This window comes from Streptomyces californicus (assembly GCF_000717645.1).
GTDB lineage: Bacteria > Actinomycetota > Actinomycetes > Streptomycetales > Streptomycetaceae > Streptomyces > Streptomyces californicus.
On sequence record NZ_JNZZ01000044.1, the window covers coordinates 1 to 20,857 of the forward strand.

The following is a 20,857-nucleotide window of genomic DNA, read 5'->3' on the forward strand; positions in this document are numbered from 1 at the left end:
CCTCCCGCCCCGGGCCACCGCCCCCGACGTCCCCCACCGCCCGCCCCGTCCGGCCCCGCCCCGCGGAGTCCCGCCCGGGGGCCGCGTACCGCCGTCCCCTCCCGCGGCGCCGCGCGGCCGCCGCCCGTACGAGCGCGTCACCACCCGCCCCGCCCCGGCGCTCCCCGGCTCCGCCTCACCGTCCGCCGCCCGCCCCACGCATCCGATTCGAACGAGGTTGTCCGGACCATGAACTCCCGCCAGCGCCGCGGCGTGATACTCCTGCTCCTGTCGGTCCTGTGCGCCTTCGCGGCCTTCGCCGGCGTGCTCTCGGTGATCAGCGACGTCAACTCGAAGGTCGGTCCCGAGGTGACGGCGTACCGGCTGAAGACCAATGTGGCTCCGTACACCGCGCTCAACAGCCGCCAGTTCGAGAAGATCTCGATGCCCGAACGGTGGCTCTCCGCGAACGCCGTGACCGACCTGCGCGAGATCGAGTCGAAGATCGCCGTCACCGAACTCCGCTCGGGCTCGCTCCTGCAGTCCGACATGATGGTCCGCAAACCCGAACTCCGCGCGGGAGAGCAGGAGATCGCCATCATGATCGACGCCTCCACCGGTGTCGCCGGGAAGATCACCCCGGGCGCGACGGTCAACATCTACGCCACGTTCGCCGGCGAACAGCAGGGCGAGGCCGCCCAGTCCAAGGTCATCGTCGCCAACGCCAAGGTGCTGGACGTCGGTGCGCTGACCGCCCTCAACCCGCGCGCCGACGACCGCGGCACCGGGGCCACCGAGGCCGTGCCGATCACCTTCGCCCTGAACACGCTGGACACCCAACGCGTCGCGTACGCCGAGTCGTTCGCGGAGCACGTGCGCCTCGCGCTCGTCGCCCCCGGCAGCGACGGCACCATCCGCCCGGGCGACCGCACCTACACGCTCGACAAGGACAAGTGAGGCCGGGATGACCACGAGAATCCTCCCCGCCGTCGGCGACCCCGACGCGGCCCGCTCCGTCACCACCCTGCTCAGCCAGTTGCCCGACGCCGAACCGGCCACCCCGGTCGGCGACTCCACCCAGCTCATCGACACCCTGGCCCGGCTCGCGGGCGAGGCACTCGACGAACTGCCGGAGGTGGTGCTGGTCCACGAGCGGATCGGCCCGGTGCCGGCCCTGGAACTGATCCGGGAGGTGTCGCTGCGGTTCCCCTCCGTCGGGGTCGTCATGATCACGATGGACGCCAGCCCGAACCTGTTCGCGGACGCCATGGACTCCGGGGCGCGCGGCCTGGTCAGCCTGCCGCTGAGCTACGAGGAACTGGCCAACCGGGTCCAGGCGGCCGCCCAGTGGTCCGCCGGCGTCCGCCGCCATCTCACGTCCGGGAGGCAGGAGTTCACCGGCCCCGGCGGCACGGTCGTCACGGTCACCGGTGCCAAGGGCGGCGTTGGCGCGACCGTCGCCGCCATCCAGCTCGCGCTGGCCGCCCAGGCGTCCGGCAACACGGTGGCGCTGGTGGACATGGACCTCCAGACCGGGGACATCGCCTCGTTCCTCGACGTCCAGTTCCGGCGCTCCCTCGTGGACCTCGCCCTGATCACCGACATCTCGCCCCGGGTGCTGGCCGACGCGGTCTTCTCGCACACGACCGGTCTCGCGCTGCTGCTCGCCCCCGGCGAGGGCGAACGCGGCGAGGAGGTCAGCGACCGCTCGGCCCGCCAGATCGTCAGCGCGCTCCGCACCCGCTACGAGATCGTCGTCATCGACTGCGGCAGCCAGATGAACGGGGCCAACGCGGCGGCTATCGAGATGGCGGACGTGGCGCTGCTGGTCACCACCCCGGACGTGGTCGCGGTGCGCGGCGCGAAACGCATCGTACGGATGTGGGAACGGCTCCAGATCCGCAAGGCGGAGGAGACCGTGACCCTGGTCAACCGCCACACCCGCAACACCGAGATCCAGCCGCCGCTGATCCAGAAGATCACCGGCACCCGGGTCGCCTCGGCGGCGGTCCCCGCCAACTTCAAGGAACTGCAGGCGTCGATCGACTCCGGCCGACTGCACGAACTGGATGCCAAGAGCACGGTCAAGCAGGCGCTCTGGAGCCTGGCCGGCGAGCTGGGCATCGTCAAGGAGAGCGCCGCGGCGAAGAAGAGCGGCACCGCCCTGGTCAAGCGGAACAGCGGCGGCTTCACGAACGACCGGGGCTCGATCGGACGTCCGCGCCGCCGGCGCGACGGCTCCGGCCGCGGGCTCGGCGACTCCGAGGGGACACGTTGAGCGATGACCACCACGAGGACGGCAGCAAGCGGCATACGGGGGCGGATCACCGCCCTACGTGAACGCCGGGACCGGGACCGGGGGCAGACCGCGGTCGAGTTCCTGGGCATGACCCCCTTCATCATCCTGATCATGCTCGTGCTCTGGGAGTGCGCGCTGATCGGCTACACCTTCAGCCTGGCGGGCAACGCGGCCGACGTGGGCGCGCGCAAGGGCAGCGGGGCGGAGTTCGGTTCGTGGGCGGCCTGCCAGGAGGGGGCGAAGAAGGACCTTCCCGCCGCCTGGGCGAAGAACGCCGTGGTCACCTGCCGCAGCGGCGGCGTCCTGTACGAGGCCACGGTCAGGCTGAAGGTCCCGGTGCTGGTGCCGGGCCTGTTCGACCTCGACGTCCCGGTCGAGGGCGAGGCCGGATCACCGATGGAGGAGGAGCCGGCATGGTGACGACACACCCGCACCGGAGCACGCGCCCGCGCCCCGGGCCCCGCCCCGACGACACCGTGCCGAGCCGCCGCGAGCGGCCGGCGCGCCTCCGCGGCCGGTCCGCGCACCGCCGCGAGCGGTCCGCGTGCCCCCCGGTCGGCCCCGCCCTCCGCCGCGAGCCGTCCGCGTACCGCCGCCACCGGCCGGCGCGCCGACCGGACCGGTCCGCGTACCGCCGCGACCGGGGCCAGGTCGCCATGGAGTACCTCGGCTTCCTGCCCCTGCTGCTCCTCGTCGCGGTGGCGGCCATCCAGCTCGGCATCGCCGCGTACGCCGCCGCCCAGGCGGGCACGGCGGCGCGCGCCGGAGCCCGTACGGCGGCCAGCTACGACGCGTACGCGAGCGGCGAATCGGCGGCCCGGGGCGCGGTCAGCGGCTGGGTGAAGAAGGGCGGCTTCGAGTACAGCGAGGGCGGCGGCGCCGACGTGACCGTCACGGTCAGCCTCAAGGTCCCCTCCATCGTCCCCGGGCTGGACGACTGGGAGGCCACCCGCAGCTCTACCATGCCCCGCGAGTAGCACCCGGCGGGCCGAGCACCGCACGCACCCACCGGACCAGCACCGACCGCGACACCGAGGAGAGTTACGCAGATGAGCCTGCGGGCACGCATGACCGCTCCCGAGGAGCAGGGCGGGGCGCGGGAGGACGGCCACCTGGTGGCCACCTACCGGGCCAAGCTGCTGGAGGAGATCGACCTCGCGGAGATGTCCTCGCTGGCCGCCGCCGACCGGCGGGCCCGGCTGGAACGCGTCCTCGGCCACATCATCAGCCGCGAGGGCCCGGTCCTCTCCACCGTGGAGCGGTCGCAGCTGATCCGCCGCGTCGTCGACGAGGCGCTCGGCCTCGGCATCCTGGAACCGCTCCTGGAGGACGCGTCCATCACCGAGATCATGGTCAACGGACCCGACCAGATCTTCGTCGAACGCAACGGCAGGGTCGAACAGCTCCCCATGCGCTTCGGCTCCCACGAGCAGCTGATGCAGACCATCGAGCGCATCGTCTCGACCGTCAACCGGCGGGTCGACGAGTCGAACCCCATGGTCGACGCCCGCCTGCCCAGCGGCGAGCGCGTCAACGTGATCATCCCGCCGCTCTCGCTGACCGGCGCGACGCTCACCATCCGCCGCTTCCCGCGCTCCTTCACGCTCCACGAGATGATCGGCTTCGGCTCGCTGGACGAACAGATGCTGGTCCTGCTCGCCGGTCTCGTCCAGGCCAAGCTCAACATCATCGTCTCGGGGGCCACCGGCACCGGCAAGACCACCCTGCTCAACGCGCTCTCCGGGCTGATCCCCAACGTCGAGCGCATCGTCACCATCGAGGACTCCGCCGAACTCCAGCTCCAGCAGAGCCATGTGATCCGGCTGGAGTCCCGCCCGGCGAACGTCGAGGGCAAGGGCCAGATCACCATCCGCGACCTGGTCCGCAACTCCCTGCGTATGCGCCCCGACCGCATCGTCGTCGGTGAGGTCCGAGGCGGCGAGTCCCTCGACATGCTCCAGGCGATGTCCACCGGCCACGACGGATCGCTGGCCACCGTCCACGCCAACAGCGCCGAGGACGCGCTGATGCGCCTGCAGACCCTCGCCTCGATGTCGGAGGTCGAGATCCCCTTCGAGGCGCTGCACGACCAGATCAACAGCGCCGTCGACGTCATCGTCCAGCTCACCCGGCACGCCGACGGAACCAGGAAGATCACCGAGATCGCCGTCCTGGACAGCCACGGCCGCGACCCGTACCGCATCGTCACGGTGGCCCGCTTCAACGCGCGGCCCATGTCCCCCGACGGCCGGATCCACGGCGAATTCCAGTACCTCCCGCTGCCCCGGAGGCTCGCCGAGCGCCTCTACCTGGCCAGCCAGCCGATCCCGCAGGCGTTCGGCGTGGCCCACTCCGCCGACCAGCTCGCCACCCGAGAGGCCAACTAGGTACCGAGCCATGGACAACGTCAACCTCCCCCTGGTCACCGTCGGCGTCACACTGCTGTGCTGCGTGCTCGGCGTGATGGGCCTGTACTCGTACTCCGGCGGCAAGGCCGACCGCGACGCCCTCGTGGAACGGCTCTCCCACGTCGGGCAGATCCCCGAGCCGGGCCGCGTACGCCGCTTCAAGGGGATCGACCGCAGGCTGCGCGCCACCGCGCTCGGCCGGAAGCTGGAGCTGAAGCTCGCCGCGACCGGCATGGACATCACGCCCGGTGAGTTCTTCGTCTACGCGCTCGTCGCGATGGCCGGGCTCTGGATGATCGCCTCCTCCCTGCTGGCCGCGTTCTTCGGCCCGGTCGCCGCGCTGATCGGCCTCTGGGCCACCAACGCGTTCCTCAACTGGCAGCGGATCAAGCGCACCGAGCGCTTTATCAACCAACTCCCCGAACTCTCCCGCATTCTCGCCAACGCCACCCAGGCCGGACTCGCCCTGCGCACCTCGCTGTCCATGGCGGCCGAGGAGCTGGAGAACCCGGCCGGCGAGGAACTGTCGCGCGTGGCGCGGAGACTGGCGGTCGGAGAGCCCCTGGAGGACGCGCTGAGCGAACTCACCGACCGGCTTCCCTCCCGCGAACTGGTGGTCCTGGTCACGACGTTGGTGCTCTCCAACCGGGCCGGCGGTACGGTCGTCAGCTCCCTGCGCAACCTCACCGAGACGCTGGAGGAGCGCAAGGAGACCCGCCGCGAGGTCAAGACCCAGCTCTCCCAGGTCACCGTCACCGCCTACGCCGTACCCATTTTCGGCGTCGGCGCGATGCTCCTGATGAACGCGGTCATGCCCGGCGCCCTGGACCGGATGACGGGCGCGTTCATCGGACAGGCGGCCGTCGTGGTCTCCATCGTCCTCTACGCGATCGGGTTCATCGTGATCCGCCGCATGTCCCGTATCGACGTCTGACGAGCTGGGAGGAGATGCGCCATGGACCTGCTGCTCGCCCTGGTCGCGGGACTCGCCGTGTACGGGGCCATCCACGGCATCCGGATGTACCGGGCCGACGCGAAGCTGCCCGGGGACCTCGCCGTGGCCCTGGAGTCCGGGGCCACCCGCACCGGCGCGGTCGGCTCCGGCATCGACCGCCTCGGCATCCGGTGGGCCCCCATGGTCCTGCGGATGATGGGCCCCAAGGCCGTCAACAAGAAGCGCCGCCAGATCGACCTGGCGGGCAACCCCGGCGGCCTCACCATCGACCGCTACGCCGCCCGCCGCGCGGTCTACGGGGCGCTGGGCCTGCTGGGGGCGTTCTCGATGCTGCTCCGCGGCCAGCTCTTCCTGGCCCTCCTGATGATCGCTTTCGGCCTCTTCTGGGTCGAGGCGGGCATCTGGTCGGCCATCCGCGTCCGCCGCGAGCACATCGAACGCACGCTCCCGGACTTCCTGGACGTCCTCGCCGTCGTCGTCTCCGCCGGACTCGGCTTCCGGCAGGCGCTGGACCGCGTCGCGGAGAAGTACGAGGGTCCCTGGTCCGACGAACTGCGCATCACCCTGCGGCAGATGGACATGGGCGTCAGCCGCCGCCAGGCGTTCGAGGAACTGCGCAGACGCAACGACTCCGAGCAGGTGGCCATGTTCGTCACCACGCTTCAGCAGGGCGAGGAACTGGGCGCGCCGATCGTCGAGACGCTCATCCAGATCGCCAACGACATGCGCCGCACCGACGCCCAGAACGCCCGCCGCAAGGCTGCCAGGGCGGTCCCGAAGGCCACGTTCGCGGTGACCACGTTCCTCCTGCCCGGCACGCTCGTTCTTCTCACCGTCGGCTTCGTGTACGGCGCGGACGTCGACTTCTCGTTCCTCACGGGCGGATGACATGAACGGGGAGCGGGATGGGGACGACGGGAACTGAGGAGGAGGTGGAGGAGGAGCGCCCGGGCGACGCGCATGACGCCGTGAGGGCGCGCGGAGGTGCTGCTGTGGCGACGACATGCGGACGTGGCGACATGGGGACGTGAGGCCGTGCGGGCGTGGCGGCCCGGAGATGTGAGGCCGTGCGGGCGTGGCGGCATGGGGATGTGAGGACGGAGGTGACAGGCACATGGCATACCAGATCGGCGAGGCTCCCCCCGAGCCGGCCGCGGACCTGACCCGCGCCCACGCCGGGACCCCGGCCCGCCCGGCCCTCGCCATCCAGATCAACGCGCTCCAGGCGATGTGCCGCCAGGTCTTCGGCTTCCGGCTGGCGATGATCGCGATCGCGACCCCCACGGCCATCAGCCATACGGCGCCCGGCCTGCCCACCTGGTTCATCGGCTCGGCGGTCCTGGTCACCTTCATGGGCTCGTACGTCCTGTTCCGGGACTGGGAACGCTTCGGCCCGATCCTCCTGCGCCACCCCTGGCTCCTGGCGGTCGACGCACTGTTCGGCGCCCTGCTGCTGATCACGGCGACACCCGAGTCGACCCTCGCGTACGTCACCGTCTGCACACCGCTGCTGGCGGGCCTGGTCCACGGCTGGCGCGGCGCCGCGGTCTTCGCCGCCCTCCAGGTGGTCATCGTCGTCGGGGTGTACGCCACCGTCCCGAAGCTGGAGGCGGCCGGGACCACGGCCCTGCTGCTCCCGGGCTTCTGCGTGATCGCCGGGGCGGTCGGGGTCACCCTGCGCAACCTGCTCCTGCGCTTCGGCACGGCCACCCAGGCGCTCACCGAGGCACGGGCGCGGCTGGCGGTGAGCGAGGCGGTGGAGGGCGAACGCACCCGGCTGGCACGGGAGATGCACGACTCGGTCGCGAAGACCCTGCACGGCCTGGCGCTGGCAGCCGACGGGCTGGCGGGCTCCGCGGGCCGGATGGACCCGCCGACCGTCAGACTCCAGGCCGAACTGGTCGCCCGCGCCGCCCGCCGGGCCGCCGCCGAGTCCCGCGAACTGCTCAGCGACCTGCGCCGGGAGCAGGGCCTGGAGGGAGGCGTGGACCTGATCGGCGAACTGGCGTCCCAGGCCCAGGACTTCACCGCCCGCCACCCGGTCACGGCCACGTTCCGCCGCCTCTCCGAACAGACCCCGGTGCCCCCGGTCCCGCAGGCGGTGGCCCGCCAACTGGTCACCGTCGCCTGCGAGGCCCTGGAGAACGCCCACCGCCATGCCGACCCGACGTACCTGATCGTCCTCGCGGGTGTGAAGGGCGACATGCTCCGCGTCAGCGTGTACGACGACGGCCGCGGCCTGCCCGCCGGCACGACCCTGGAAGGTCTGCGCCGGGCGGGCCACTTCGGCCTGGTCGGCATGGTGGAACGGGCCGCCTCCATCGGGGCCCGCATCCGGATCGGCAGGGGCCGGGCGGAGAAGGGCACGGAGGTCCGCGTGGAACTGCCGTTGGCGGCGCTGGGAAGCGGGGCGGCGGGGGAGGGCGCGGAGTCGCCCTACCCGGTCCGGCAGGCTGCACCGCCTTCGACACGGGAGGCGGACGGCGGCCAGGGGACGCCCCAGGGCCCCGCCGCCGCGTTCGTGTCCGCTACCGCTACCGCTACCGCTTCGGCCGGCGATGCCGCGCCCGCCACGGCTCCCACGCCGCTCTCTGCCCCTGACCCTGGTTCCGCCCCCGTACAGGCGGCCCCCGGGCCCGTACCGGCCCCTGGTTCCGCTCCTGCCACGACCCCTGAGAACGCCCCGACCCCCCACCCGTAACACCCGACTCCGAGAGGAGGTCGCAGCATGCCGGACGACGTATTCCCCGCGCAGCACCACTACGGGGCGGCCCCGCACCCCGCCGCCCAGCGCCCGTCGCCCCCCGCACCGCTCGCCCAGGCCCCCGGCTCCGCCGGACACCCCGGGCCCGACGGGTTCCAGCACCCTGCGATCCAGACACCGCTGCCGTACCCGCAGGACCCGTACGCGGCGCCCGACGATCCCACGGCCTCCGCGTCCCCCTTCCCCCCACCCCCGCCCGTTCCCGCCCCGGCCCGCCTGCGGGTGGTGGTCGCGGACGACAACCCGGTGGTCCGGGCGGGGCTCGGCGTCCTGCTCTCGGGCCGGGCCGACATCCAGGTGGTGGCGGAGGCGGCGGACGGCCGCGAGGCGTACGAGAAGACGCTGCGGCACCGCCCCGACGTGGTCCTGCTCGACGTCCGGATGCCGGGCGTGGACGGCATATCGGCGCTGCCGCACGTGGCCGGCATCGCACCCGTGCTGATGCTGACGTACAGCCGCGAGAGCGAGATCGTCCACGAGTCGCTACGGCTCGGCGCCGGCGGCTATCTGGTGCACGGCGAGTTCACTGCGGACCAACTGGTCCAGGCGGTACGGGACACGAAGGACGGCCGTGCCCACTTCACGGCCACGGCGGCGGACGCCCTGCTGGCCCACATGCGCCAGGGCGTGGTCCCCGAACGCGCCCCCCTCCCCGAGGGCGTGGGCTCCGCACTGACGGCACCGACAGCGCCACCCGCAGCGCCGGAAGCGCCGGCTCCCGCATCCGGGAGCACACGGCAGCGATCCCGCCAACATGCGGAAAGCCTTTCGCACCTGCAACCCGCTGTGGGACAGTCTTCTCAGTCCGGGGGGTTGTCGGATGCCCCCAACAGGCAGCATTACAGGCTGAGTTCGCGGGAGGTGGAGGTCATGGACCTGATTGCGTCCGGAATGAGTAATCAGCAGATCGCCGCCACCTGCTTCATCAGCGAGAAGACGGTCAAGAACCACATCAACCGCATCTTCACGAAGCTCCACAGCGCCACCCGCAGCGAGGCCATCGCCCACTGGCTCGGCACCGCACCCCGCGACCCCGGGCGGCGGCCATGATGCGACGAACGCGCAACATCGGGGCCCAGGTTGCGCTTTGGGCCCGAGAATGGGCCCACGGGCCCTCCGGGACGACGACGGCCGCCCTCTATGTTTCTCACGTCGTCGACGGCACCGGCCGGGAGGAAGCCGGTACCGGGTACGACAGCGCAGGAACGTGCGAGTCGGCCGGCAACCGGTCGGCCGAACCCGGAGGGGAACACCATGTCGGACATCACCCTGAAGACCGCCGTCCGCGTCAACGGCTGGGCCAACACCGCCGTCAGCGCCATCCAGAAGCGCTACGCGGCGAAGGACCGGGGACAGACGGCGTTCGAGTACCTGGGGATCATTCTGGTGGTCGTGGCGATCATCGGGGCGATCGTGGCGACGGGCATCGGCGGTGCGATCTCGGAGCGCATCAAGGGCCTGGTGACGTCCATCACGACTCAGTGATGTCTCGTCGCTTTCACGGCGACGGAGGGCAGGCTTTCCCCATCTACATGATGATGGTGGCGGGCCTGCTCTTCCTTGCGTTGGCCTTCTTTGCCGTCGGCAAGGCATCGGCTCTCCGCAACGGTTCGCAGGGAGCCGCAGACGCCGCCGCGCTGGCCGCCGCCCAGCAGGCGCGCACCAACTTCGGCCCGGGGTTCTACGCCTCGCTGCCCGGCAACTTGCTGGACACCTTTCTTGCCGCGCCCTTCGTCGCGCCCTGCTCCGAGGCACAGCGACTGGCCTCAGCCAACGACGCGGACAAACAGCTCTGCTATCCGACCTACGGGTTCCTGCGCGACCGTATCACCGTGGAAGTCGAGGGCCGCAAGCCTGTCGACTCACCCGTGATCCCCGGATCGAACAGCCAAAGGGCCAAGGCCAAGGCCACCGCGCTCATCGAATTCCGCTGCCCCAACCCGAAGGCCGTGGACGCCAACAGCGACGGCGTCCAGGACCTCTTCATCTTCACGTGCCGGAACGGCGAGATTCTTGAGATCGTGCCCGCCAGCCCCCCACCGTGGGAGAGCGTGAGCAGGACTCTTTTCGATGTGCGGTTGGTCGACCAGTGACAGCGAAGCGAACGACAAGCAGAGGAATCGGACCATGAGCATGCGGCGGACCACGACGACCAGAAGGGCCATGGCGGCTGTCAGCATGACGGCTGCCCTGGCTCTCGCGCTCGCCGGCTGTGGCAGCGACGGGGGCGACGAGCCCGGTAAGGAAGGTTCCAGCGCACCGTCTGCCCAGGCCAGCCCCACGGCAGAGGGCAAGGGCGAGCCGCCGATGGATACCGCAGCTGGCGAAGAGGTCGATCCGGAAGCGAGATTGGCCGAGGCGCGTGGTGATGGCCTGACGCTTGTAGTTCACCAGGCGAAGCGTGATTCAGGTGGTTTCGTCACTGTTCAGGGGACCATTACCAACGACAGTGATCAGACCCGGAATAGCATTGCCTGGGTCGGTTCCGAGACCTCACTCGCCGCCAAGAACCCGAACTCGGTCGCTGGAGCCACTTTGGTGGACAAGGTGGGGAAGAAGCGCTACTACGTTCTGCGGGACACGGAGAGCCGATGCCTCTGCACCACAGGCATCCCCCCTTTGCTGGCAGGTAAATCCACACCTGTCTTCATGCAGTTTCCGGCGCCTCCAAGTACCACGACCGAGGTCGACTTCACCCTTCCCACCTTCGGAACGACTTCTCTGAAGATCTCCGGGTGACGGCCGACATGACGTACACACGCACGCGATCGAAGCTGACAGGCCTGTCGGCTGCCTCCGTTCTGGTCGTTGCGAGCCTGACATTGTTCGGGGCAACGCCTGCCCTGGCTGACGACAGTCCCAGCGTTCCACCAGGAACCGAGGCGCAGTCGGTCCCGCCCGTCGAGGTGGACCCCAACGACTCGGATCTCAAGATGCCCGAAGGAGGAGCCCTCGGACCAGCCAAGGTCCTCGACATCGTCCAGGTCGTCGAGGACCTCGGGGGCGAGGAGCGTCGCGAGGACAGCAACGCCGACATCAAGTTCGCGCTCCAGGCCGAAGTCCTCTTCGGCAAAGACAGCGCGAAGCTCGGCTCGGAGGCCAACGCGCGGATCGCCGGCATCGCCGCGGAGATCAAGAAGCAGAACGCGACCAAGGTCCGGGTCTTCGGCTTCACCGACGACCTCGGGTCGGCGGCCCACGGCGACGTGCTCTCCAAGCAGCGGGCCGACGCCGTGCACGGGGTCCTGTCGAAGGAGCTCGGCCCGACGATCACGTACGAGATCCGGGGCTACGGCGAGCAGTACCCGATCGCCAGCAACAGCGACGAGGAAGGCCGGAAGAAGAACCGCCGCGTGGAGGTCTCCTTCCCGCGCGGCGGTTCCTGACCGGCCCCGGGCGGTGGGCCGGTAGGCAACCGAGCCGAAAGCGGCCGGTTCTCCGCGAGCCGGTCCGGGCCTGCCCCGTCGGGCAGGCCCGGCCCGGCGCGTAACGGCAGCGAGGGGTGGGGCCGGGCAGGAAAATCTGTCCGGCCCCACCCCTGCCGTGTCCTCAGGCCGCGGCCCCGCCCTTCTTCAGGTGGCGGTCCAGGAACCGGCACCCGTCCTCCAGCTCGAACCACGGAGTGCCGGTGTGCCCGCCCACATTGGCGTGCAGCGTCTTCTGCTCGCCGCCGAAGGAGTCGAACAGGTCCAGGGCCCGCTGCCGGGGGTTCCCCGTGTCGTCCCACTGCAGCAGGAACAGCAGCGGGATGGTGAGGCGCCGGGCCTCCTCCCGTTGGGCACGCGGTACGTAGCCACCGGCGAAGAAGCCCGCGGCCACGATGCGCGGCTCGACCGCGGCCAGCCCGATGCCGAGGGCGGCCCAGCCGCCGGAGTATCCGACGGGTCCGTGGATTCCGGGGAGCGCGAGGAGGGCGTCGAGCACGGCCAGCCATTCCGGGACCGCGTTCTCGACCATCGGGCCGACCAGCGACTCGAACAGCTCGTCGACCGGTTCTCCCGCCTCCATCGCCCGCCGCAGGTCGGCGCGGGCCCGCTCGTGGGCGGCGGTACGCGGGCGGTCCCCGCAGTCGGCGGCGTCGATGGTGGCCACCGCGTACCCGCGCGCCGCCGTGTAGCGGGCCCGGGCCGTCAGCCGGGGATCCGCCATCGGCAGACCGTTGTTGTGGGACATCAGGACCAGGGGCAGCGGCCTGGATCCGACGTTCTCCCCGGGTGTCCAGAGGGTGCCGGGAGTCTCGCCGAGAGTGAATGCGCGTTCGAGGACGCCGTCGTCATGGCGCTGCTCGGAGGTGATCTGCATGGTCGTGCCTTTCAGGAGTGCACAGAACGGCGCTCCCGGACGACCTATCGCCCGACCGTGACCCCGGAGGGGAGCACCCACGTCGATACTGCGTTCACGGGTACCACCTCCTCGTTCTCTCGCACGGCCTTCGGGAGGCTAGCAGCACCCGTCGCGCGCCACCAACGATTTCTCAGCGGCGCATTACGAACCGCGAATCACCCACCACGCACCGAGAACAACGAATAACGCAGCGAGAACCACGCACCGCGAGACACGAACCACACACCGCGAAGCACGAGCACACACCGCGAACCACGCACCGCGAGGCACGAAGCACACATCGCGAACCACGCACCGTCGTCCGCGGTTTCACCGACTCGACGACAGGGCGCCCCCACCCCCGCACCCGACCCCGCCACCCGCCCCCACCGCGACGGAAATCGGCCACATCCCGCACGCACCCGTCACTCGAACAGCGGACCATCGTTGGCGTTGTGGATCAGCGCATCTCATGCAGCGCATCTCACGGATCATTCAGCACATCTCATACGGAGGAGACACGGTGGGCCCGTCGTGCGTGACCGAGCGTTTCGAGCGCAGCGGAAGGGGGACCGATACCGGCGGGTACACGGCCCCCGGGGCGCCGGTGTCCCCGGTCGTCGGCCGGGCCGGGCGGGCCGGCCGGGCGGCGGCGCCGGTGACGGGCGCGGTGGCCGGGTGTGCGGGCGAGCCGTCGTCGAGGAGGGCGTGATGGGTATGGAGACCCAGGCGACGAACGAGCGGGTGACCGGGCGCACCTGGACGGTCCGGCTCGACCCCGCCGGCCGCGGGCGCGCTGACGTACGCCTCTCGTGCAGTCGGCCGGGCTGCGCCGCGCAGACCCTGCCCTCCGCCGCCGTCGGCCGTACGGCCGCGGTCGAGCACCTCAAGGCCCACCTGCGCACGGGCCCGGCCCCCCGCCCGGAGGCGTACTGCGCCTGCCGGGCCGCGGAGTGCCACACCCACATCCGCCCCACCGGACCGCGCGAGCGCCCCGCCGCCCCCTGGCGGTGCGGGGGCGCGGTCGTGCTGGCCGTCGTCGCGGACCGGGAGGGCCGCTGGTGGCAAGTCATGGAGTGCTGCTCGCGCTGTGCCGCCGCCCACCCCACCGCGAAGGTCGTCGCCACCGCGCCGCCCCCGGCCAGGACCGCCCCCGGCAGGCAGGCGCCCGACGGGTCGGCCGAGGACAGGCAGGCCGCTGCCGGCCCCGGGCCCCGCGGCGGCCGGCCCGCCCCGGCGGCCGACCCCTTTCAGGTCACCGAGGGCGCCGCACCGGGCGCTCCGGCCTTCGCCCCGCACTTCTCGCACAGCGCCCCCGGACCGGCCGCCGCCGCGTACGACGTACCGTCCCCACGCCCGGCACGGGCCGCCCGACCGCCGCGGCCGGCGCGCCGGCGACCGCCGAGGGGGAGGATCGCCCAGCGCTTCGTCCCGCACGACCTCCGTCCCGTCTCCCTCCGGGACGAACTCACCGAGCTCGGCGAGCTCTTCCGCGCCTACCAGCAGCGCGACGAACCCGACCTCGCGCTCCTCGCCGAGCTTCACGACCGCAAGGCGGAGGCGTTCCACGCCTGGTACGAGGTCACTCTCGACACGGGGCTGCGCCTCGACGCGCAGCGCGCCGAGCAGGCCGCCGACGCCGCGCGGCTCCAGCACCTGCACCGCAGTGGCCAGGCGCCGGACGGCGACGGGCCCGCCGTGGCACGCCTGTTGACCGCCCAGGCGCAGTGGGACCACGCGCGGGCCGTCCTCGCGTACGTGGCCGCCCACGTGCCGCTGCCCGGCCCGGAGGCGCGCCTGCTGACGCTGATGCTGACGCTGCGGACCGCGCAGTCCGGCGTCGGCAACCTCGTCGGGCAGGACATCAGGGGGCTGCCCCTGCCGGAGCCCGAGCACCTGGTGGGCCAACTGGTCGAGTGCGGCTGGCTGGAGCTCTCCGGCACGGTCGAGGAACTGATGGACTCCCGCCCGGAGAGTCCCACCCGGATCAGCGTGCCGTCGCTGATCCCCACCGATGACGACCCCGGCCCGTTCACGTTCGGACGCAAGATGCGCCCCCGGCTCAGCGGTTGGGCCCAGCGCGTCGTCGGGGAGAAGAAGCTGCGCAAGACCAAGTCCGGGGCCGACGCACGGCTGCTCGCCCTCGCCCTGGCCACGCAGGTCTCGGTGGACGCGCAGTTGGGCCCCGAGGGCGAGGGCATCGACCTGGACCCCCTCGCCACCTGGTGCGCCGTCACCCCCGACGAACTGCCCGCCCTCGTGGACCGGATGACCGCGACGGGCTGGCTGGAGGAGGCGGAGATCTCCGACGGCCTCCTCGCGGGCAGCCTGTCGGAGCGCGTCCTCCCCTTCAGCTGCCCGCTGATGTGAGAGCCGGAGCCTTCGGTGGCTGCCCGGACGCCGACGTGTCCGACAGCTCTGGCCGCCGGTTCGACGACCGGCCCGGGGCTGTCGGGTTACTGCGGCGTCTCCGGGACTCTTCGAACCAGCGTTACCACGCAAGGAGGTGACGGACCTCTGGGATCCGTCACCATGGGCTCAAAAGAGCCAGCTGACGAGTTCGTTGATCAGGAAACGGATTACCGTACTGACCGCCACACGTGATACCTCAAGAAGCACCTCGCGTCGCAGAACGAACTTCCGCAGGAACCGAGACATTGTTTCTCCACGGCGACCATTCAGAGTTGAGGGTGCGCCACATCCCTCGCGAGGGTCGTGCGTTCATCTCAACGTGATGGCAGCTGGAGAAGCCAACGGGGTTCCGCGCACCTCCCAGAGAGGCGTGCAGCAATAAGTACTGTACGGGAAGCGGCACTTGGTTTCCCGATATCGGCCACATTCCCCCCGCGCTCGTCTTCACGGCAGACTGCGGAGTGATGAAGCGGTGCGAGCCGACCGTTCCGCCGAGGTCTTCGGACAGGCACCCGTGCCGAACGCGCGACAAGCCCGTGGGGAACGTGTGACAAGGAGAACCGTGTTTCTGGACTCCCGCCTCTGGGGCAAATCCACCGGGCTGGGCGAGGACCCCTCCGGTTCGAACCGTACGCATCCTCTGATCTGCCACCTGCTGGACACGGCGGCCGTCGCCGAGGTCGTCTGGGACGAACTGCTGACCGCGCACCAGCGGAGCATGGTGACGAAGGCGCTGCGGGTATCGGAAGACCAGGCGCGGGCGCTGGTGGCGTTCTGGGCGGGGTTGCACGACATCGGAAAGATCAGCGTTCCGTTCCAACTGCACCGGAACGGGCCGAAAACGGCGGACAAGAGGCTGCTGACCGAGGAGCTGAGGAGTGAGCCGGGGTACGCATTCGGCGCCGGTGCCGAGCAGGACCAGCAGTCGCACGAAGCGGCGGCGCACTGGTGGCTGGTCGGGTACTTCGAGGAGATGGGCTACCCGTCGTCGAAACGCCGTCCGCAGACCCGGCTCAGCCACGCGGTGGCGCAGCTGCTCGGCGGACACGGCGGCCGCTTCCACCCGGTGGTCCACGGCAAGGACTCGCGGTGCCCTGTGGCGCGTCACCCCGGTCTGGGCGCGGGGGACTGGGAGCGGCAGCGCCGGGCCCACGCTGATGAGGTGCGCAGAGTGGTCGGCGGGACGGTGGTTCCGCAAGGCCGGATGACACCGGGAGCCGCCGTCGTCCTGACCGGGCTGGTGATCTTGTCGGACTGGCTGGCCAGTACGGAAGGGGAGATCCGGGCCCGGCTCCGGGAGGCGACGTGGGCAGGCGCCCCTGACGACCTGGACGCCTACTGGCAGGTGGCGCGCGCCGCCGCTCCCCGCCTGTTGCGGCAGACGGACCTGCTCGGGACCGGCTTCGCGCGGCTGCCGGAGCCCGCTCCGCACCCGGGTCAGACCGGTCTCCTGGAGAGCATGGCCGGCCACGTGCCCGACATGGTGGCCGAGCACGGCCCGGGGCTGGTGGTCGTGACGGCTCCGCCGTCGGAGGACCGTACGGAAGCGGCCCTTCGCGCGGCAGCCGTCCTCGGGCATGCGGCAGAGGCGCGCGGCCTCTTCTACGCGCTGCCGACCGGTTCAGCGGCTGACAGCCACATGGCGCAGGTGCACGCCTTCGCCCGGCAGGCGCTGACCGGCCCCTGGAAGTCGCTGCTGCTCCACAGCTCCTCCCGGCTGAAGCCGGCGGAATCCACTGAGGAGTGGGCGCGCGCCCACGCGAGCGACGGAATCAGCCCGGAACCCGGCGAGGAATGGGCCCCGACTGCGAACAGCTGGCTCAACTCCCATCACCGCGCACTCCTGGCCGCGCTGGGCACGGGGACGGTGGACGAACTCCTGCAGGCCGTCATGCCGGTGAAGCACAACGCCATGCGGCTCTTCGCTCTCTCCGGCAAAGTCGTCGTGGTGGACGAAGCCCATGCCCGCGGCGCCTGGGGACAGCGGCTGATGCTGCGGTTCCTGGAGTGGGCAGCGGCGTTGCGCATCCCGGTCGTCCTGGCCGCGACGGCTGCGGACACCTCGGTGGACGCGATGCTCGCGGCCTATCACCGGGGCGCGGGAGGCGGCCGGGAGCCGGTCATGCAGCCGCGCCCCTCGCCGGGGTGGTCGTTCGTGGACGCCCGGGCCGGCGGCGTGCACCTTCCCCGGAAGCCGGCCGAGCCGGCTCGCACCGGCGTGCTCGGCATCACCGTGGCCGAGGGCGCCCCGGAAGCCGAGATCCGGGCGGCTCTCGTGCCGATCGTCGCGGCCGGCAACGGGAGGGCGGCCGTCTACCGGCCGACGCCCGCGGAAGCCGTCCGCACCTTCCACCAGCTCACACAGGACTTTCCCGGCCTCTCCGTCACTCTGATCCATGAACAGATGCACAACAAGGACAGATGGCAGCGTCTGGCCGCCTGCGGGAAGACCTACGCCCCGGCGGGCAGGGTCTCCGGCGCCTCCGTGCTCGTGACGACTCCGATGCTGGAACACGTTCGGGGGCTGCACTTCGATCTCGTCCTGTCCGGGCCGGCGCCGCTCGCGGCCTTGCTGGCCCGTGCCGGGCAGGGCGAGGGTGATCGGCCGAGCCTGGTGGTGCTCCGGGGCGACTGCGTGTCGGAGCTGGACGACGCCGCGCTGGTCCGGCGGACCGACATGCTTCTGGGAACCGGCAGGACGGTCACCCTTCCGGAGGAACTGCCCCGTCTGCTGGACGAGGTGTATGCCGCGGAGTTCGCCGACGGGCTGGAGGGGCCCGCGGCGCGTGAGCTCCGACAGCTCGACAACCAGCGCGTGGTCCGTGAACGCAGAGCCGACGGCACCGCCCGATGGCTGGCCGTACCCGGACCGTGCGAACTCGACGGTGACCTCGGTCTGTTGAGCCGTGACCACACCGGCATGGAGCCCGGGCTGGTCACCTCCGTGCTCGGTGAGGACATGGTGCAGGTGGTCTGTCTGTATCCGTACGGAAAGCCGGGGAACACGGTGCACCTCCTGGAGGACGGCGTCCGGGAACGGAGATTCGCGTGCGCCCCCAGGGAGAAGCCGAAGCCCGGCCTGCTGGTCCCCTACCTCATTCCGGTACCGAAGCGACTCGTCGAGGGCGTGGAGGGCGATGCCAACAGCACCTGGCGCGGCACAGCCGCCCTGAAGAACATCCTTCGGTTGAATCTGAAACAGGAAGGCGGCAGATGGGTGCACACCAGTCCGACGCATCGATTCTGCATGGGTGAACACGGCCTTACCGTGCAGCAGTTGACGTAAACGCCCACGGTTCTCCTCAAGCCCCGTTTACCATCCTGGAGAAGTCCGACCACGGGGGGAGGGGCGTGGCTACGCCTGTGTCCAATCTGATCGAGCAGCCATGGATTCCCGTCGCATGGGTGGAGGGTAAGTCCGGGCCGTCGCAGGTAGGCCTCAGAAATCTGTTCCTGCATGCCCGGGACATTCGTACGCTGCTGATTCCGGAGGCCCCGGCCCACTCGGCGCTGCTGCGTGTGCTGTACGCGCTCACCGCCCGGATCACCGCTTTGGACGAGGCCGGCCCCGGGAGCTGGGGGGACCGGCGGGAGGAAATCCTCGAACAGGGTTTTCCTGAGCGGAGCATCGAACTTCCCGGCGGCCGCACGGCCGGTATCGCCGGCTACTTCGACCGGTGGACCCACCGGTTCGATCTGTTCGACCGCGAACGTCCCTGGCTCCAGGACCCCCGACTTCCCGACCAGTGCGACAAGAGCCGGACCGCCGGGGTCAACAAGCTCGTCATGAGCCGGTCGGCGGGCAACAACCACTCCTGGTTCGGGCACTGGAGCCAGGACCGGTTCCTGCTCCCCCACCTGTCGCAGTCCGCGCTGTCCCTGCTGACCTGGCACTACTGGGGAGCTCCCGGCGCCCTCTCGCGACGCGCGGTCGGCCGGGTGAGCCACCACTACGCGAAGGCGTCGCCGCTGCGGGCCGCGTTGTCGTACCACCCGGAGTGCGACAACCTCTTCCTGACCCTGTTGGCGGGCCTGACTCCACCGGACGGCGACGTCAGCCGGCTGTCGGATCTGTGTCCGTGGGAGCGCGACGAACTCCCCGACCCGCTGGAACCGATGCCCGAACCGCAGGGGCCCTGCTCGCGGCTCACCGCCTGTTCACAGCACGCGCTGTACCTGGTCCCCGCCGAGGACGGTGAACACACCGCTGACGCCTACATCACCTGGGCCTATGACGCCAAGAGGATCAGGCCGGAAGACGATTACCTGATCTGGGACATCGGCAAGAACGGAACGACCTTCCCCCGGCCGGCACGTTCCTCCCGCTCTCTCTGGCGGGACATCGACGCTCTTCTGCTGAAGCAGTTGGACGACGAGAGCCCCATTCAGCCGAAGGTCATGGACCACGCCTTCGACGTCAGCGAGTACCTGCGGGTACGGGCACTCGGTTTCGAACAGGACTCCAGCGAGTCGGCCAACTACCAGTACGTCGACTCCTCCACCCCGGCCCTGCTCTCCCGCGTGGAGGAAGACGTGGTGAGCAGTGATCTGCCCGTTCGGCTGCTGCGGGAACTCGGTGAGCTCTTCGGAAGCCGGTTGGAGCAGGCCACGGGGGAGGCCTGGCTGAAGTTCACGGATGACAAGAAGAACAAACCCGGGGCCTGGCTGGACGCGTCAGCGGCGCGGTACTGGCCGGCAGCGGAGGGCGAGTTCTGGTCCAGGTTCCGGAAGCTGTCCCGCGCCGAGGGTGTGGTGGATTCCGGCTTCGATTTCGATGCGGCATGCCGGGCCTTCGGGCGGCACGCGCTCGATGCCTACGAGGAGGTGACCGACTCCGTCACGCGCACACCACGGGGGGCGAAGGCCGTCACCAGCGCGAAGGCGATCATCCTGGGCGCCCTGAAGGACCCGTACAAGGCGATGAAGCGACGGAAGAAGAAATGAGCGGCCGAGAAGATCGTGACCGCCGCCCACCGATCCGAGGACAGGCCGTGACCTCTCAAGCACCTGAAGCGGGCAAGCGCCGGGGAAGGCGCGCCTCGTACGCCGATTTCGTCCGGGACATCGAGCGCTTGTGCCGCAGGGACCCCGGAAGCCGTGCGGCCCTGCGTGCGGGGTTGCGCCGTGATCTGGACCACCCGCGCGCCCGCCCCATGCACCGGCTGCTGACAACGCGGTTGCCGGAGCAGTGCGATGACAGAACAGCGCAGGCCCACTACACGGTGGCCTCACTGATCGCCGCCCAGCCCCGGCACGCCTTCGCGCTCGACCGGGAGGACGACGAGGACACCGCGGCCGAACAGGACGAGCGGGCCCCGCAGCAGAGCGGGGGATCGGCCGAGGGAACCGCCCCACCGGAAGTCGCCGCTCCGGAAGACGGCTCCTCGGACGTGGGACGGCCGGATTCCACCCCGTACGGCACCTCGTTCGGCGCCGCCCTGGGGCAAGCCGTCACCGCGAAGGGCGCCTCCATGCGGTTGAGCGCCGCGGAGAGCCGCGTCAATCTCCTGACGCGGCAGAGTGTCCGCGGCATCCACCTGCACCTGCCCGCCGCGGTGAACCAGGTCCGCGCCACCGGAACCCCCATCGACTGGGGGCAGTTGCTGGCAGACCTCGTGGACTGGCCCCACCGGTCAGGACGTATCAGCCGCCGCTGGCTGCAGGACTTCTACCGGATCACCGCCCGTGTCGACCAGGGCTGACCCCTTCACCCGCAG

At 70.8% G+C, this 20,857-nt stretch carries 18 protein-coding genes; 17 read left to right on the forward strand and 1 reads right to left on the reverse strand.

Annotated elements, in window-relative coordinates:
- Positions 1-228: 228 nt before the first annotated feature.
- The 13 genes from cpaB to IF19_RS0133075 all read left to right on the forward strand — a co-directional run bounded on the left by cpaB (position 229) and on the right by IF19_RS0133075 (position 11,791).
- Positions 229-936, forward strand: coding sequence for a Flp pilus assembly protein CpaB (cpaB, locus tag IF19_RS0133015; protein ID WP_030115262.1), 708 nt, complete (start codon positions 229-231; stop codon positions 934-936).
- A 7-nt stretch (positions 937-943) separates the two neighbouring features.
- Positions 944-2,257 (forward strand): CpaE/TadZ family protein, encoded by a 1,314-nt coding sequence (locus tag IF19_RS0133020; RefSeq protein ID WP_030115263.1) that lies wholly within the window; start codon positions 944-946, stop codon positions 2,255-2,257.
- A gap of 3 nt (positions 2,258-2,260) precedes the next feature.
- Positions 2,261-2,698 (forward strand): TadE/TadG family type IV pilus assembly protein, encoded by a 438-nt coding sequence (locus tag IF19_RS0133025; RefSeq protein ID WP_030115264.1) that lies wholly within the window; start codon positions 2,261-2,263, stop codon positions 2,696-2,698.
- 236 nt (positions 2,699-2,934) lie between these two features.
- Complete coding sequence (locus tag IF19_RS0133030; protein WP_030115265.1) at positions 2,935-3,255, forward strand: TadE/TadG family type IV pilus assembly protein; 321 nt, start codon at positions 2,935-2,937, stop codon at positions 3,253-3,255.
- 72 nt (positions 3,256-3,327) lie between these two features.
- Positions 3,328-4,665, forward strand: a complete 1,338-nt coding sequence (locus IF19_RS0133035; RefSeq protein WP_030115266.1) for a TadA family conjugal transfer-associated ATPase — start codon at positions 3,328-3,330, stop codon at positions 4,663-4,665.
- Between the two features lie 10 nt (positions 4,666-4,675).
- Complete coding sequence (locus tag IF19_RS0133040) at positions 4,676-5,620, forward strand: type II secretion system F family protein (protein WP_030115267.1); 945 nt, start codon at positions 4,676-4,678, stop codon at positions 5,618-5,620.
- A gap of 21 nt (positions 5,621-5,641) precedes the next feature.
- Positions 5,642-6,529 (forward strand): DUF5936 domain-containing protein, encoded by an 888-nt coding sequence (locus IF19_RS0133045; protein ID WP_030115268.1) that lies wholly within the window; start codon positions 5,642-5,644, stop codon positions 6,527-6,529.
- A 226-nt stretch (positions 6,530-6,755) separates the two neighbouring features.
- Positions 6,756-8,342 (forward strand): sensor histidine kinase, encoded by a 1,587-nt coding sequence (locus IF19_RS0133050; RefSeq protein ID WP_239589851.1) that lies wholly within the window; start codon positions 6,756-6,758, stop codon positions 8,340-8,342.
- Positions 8,343-8,369: 27 nt separating this feature from the next.
- Complete coding sequence (locus IF19_RS0133055; RefSeq protein ID WP_030115270.1) at positions 8,370-9,455, forward strand: response regulator transcription factor; 1,086 nt, start codon at positions 8,370-8,372, stop codon at positions 9,453-9,455.
- Between the two features lie 204 nt (positions 9,456-9,659).
- Positions 9,660-9,890, forward strand: coding sequence for a hypothetical protein (locus IF19_RS0133060; RefSeq protein WP_030115271.1), 231 nt, complete (start codon positions 9,660-9,662; stop codon positions 9,888-9,890).
- On the forward strand, positions 9,890-10,498 hold the full coding sequence (locus IF19_RS0133065) for a pilus assembly protein TadG-related protein (RefSeq protein WP_030115272.1): 609 nt from the start codon (positions 9,890-9,892) through the stop codon (positions 10,496-10,498). Before IF19_RS0133060 ends, IF19_RS0133065 begins: the two co-directional genes overlap by 1 nt.
- Positions 10,499-10,532: 34 nt before the next feature.
- Positions 10,533-11,144, forward strand: a complete 612-nt coding sequence (locus tag IF19_RS0133070) for a hypothetical protein (protein ID WP_030115273.1) — start codon at positions 10,533-10,535, stop codon at positions 11,142-11,144.
- A gap of 8 nt (positions 11,145-11,152) precedes the next feature.
- Entirely contained in the window at positions 11,153-11,791 is a 639-nt protein-coding gene (locus IF19_RS0133075) for an OmpA family protein (RefSeq protein ID WP_030115274.1), read from the forward strand.
- 163 nt (positions 11,792-11,954) lie between these two features.
- On the opposite strand, the gene IF19_RS0133080 is transcribed toward IF19_RS0133075, so the two are convergent.
- A complete protein-coding gene (locus IF19_RS0133080; RefSeq protein WP_030115275.1) occupies positions 11,955-12,707 on the reverse strand; it encodes a dienelactone hydrolase family protein in 753 nt (250 codons plus the stop codon).
- A 732-nt stretch (positions 12,708-13,439) separates the two neighbouring features.
- Here IF19_RS0133080 and IF19_RS0133090 point away from each other — a divergent pair.
- The 4 genes from IF19_RS0133090 to casB all read left to right on the forward strand — a co-directional run bounded on the left by IF19_RS0133090 (position 13,440) and on the right by casB (position 20,842).
- Positions 13,440-15,098, forward strand: coding sequence for a hypothetical protein (locus IF19_RS0133090; RefSeq protein ID WP_030278090.1), 1,659 nt, complete (start codon positions 13,440-13,442; stop codon positions 15,096-15,098).
- A gap of 604 nt (positions 15,099-15,702) precedes the next feature.
- The gene (locus IF19_RS0133095) at positions 15,703-18,426 is read left to right on the forward strand and encodes a CRISPR-associated endonuclease Cas3'' (protein ID WP_030278089.1); all 2,724 of its coding nucleotides are present in this window, start codon (positions 15,703-15,705) and stop codon (positions 18,424-18,426) included.
- Positions 18,427-18,491: 65 nt separating this feature from the next.
- Entirely contained in the window at positions 18,492-20,084 is a 1,593-nt protein-coding gene (gene casA, locus IF19_RS0133100) for a type I-E CRISPR-associated protein Cse1/CasA (protein ID WP_030115281.1), read from the forward strand.
- Positions 20,085-20,131: 47 nt separating this feature from the next.
- A complete protein-coding gene (gene casB, locus IF19_RS0133105) occupies positions 20,132-20,842 on the forward strand; it encodes a type I-E CRISPR-associated protein Cse2/CasB (protein ID WP_030115282.1) in 711 nt (236 codons plus the stop codon).
- The last annotated feature ends 15 nt before the right edge of the window (positions 20,843-20,857 follow it).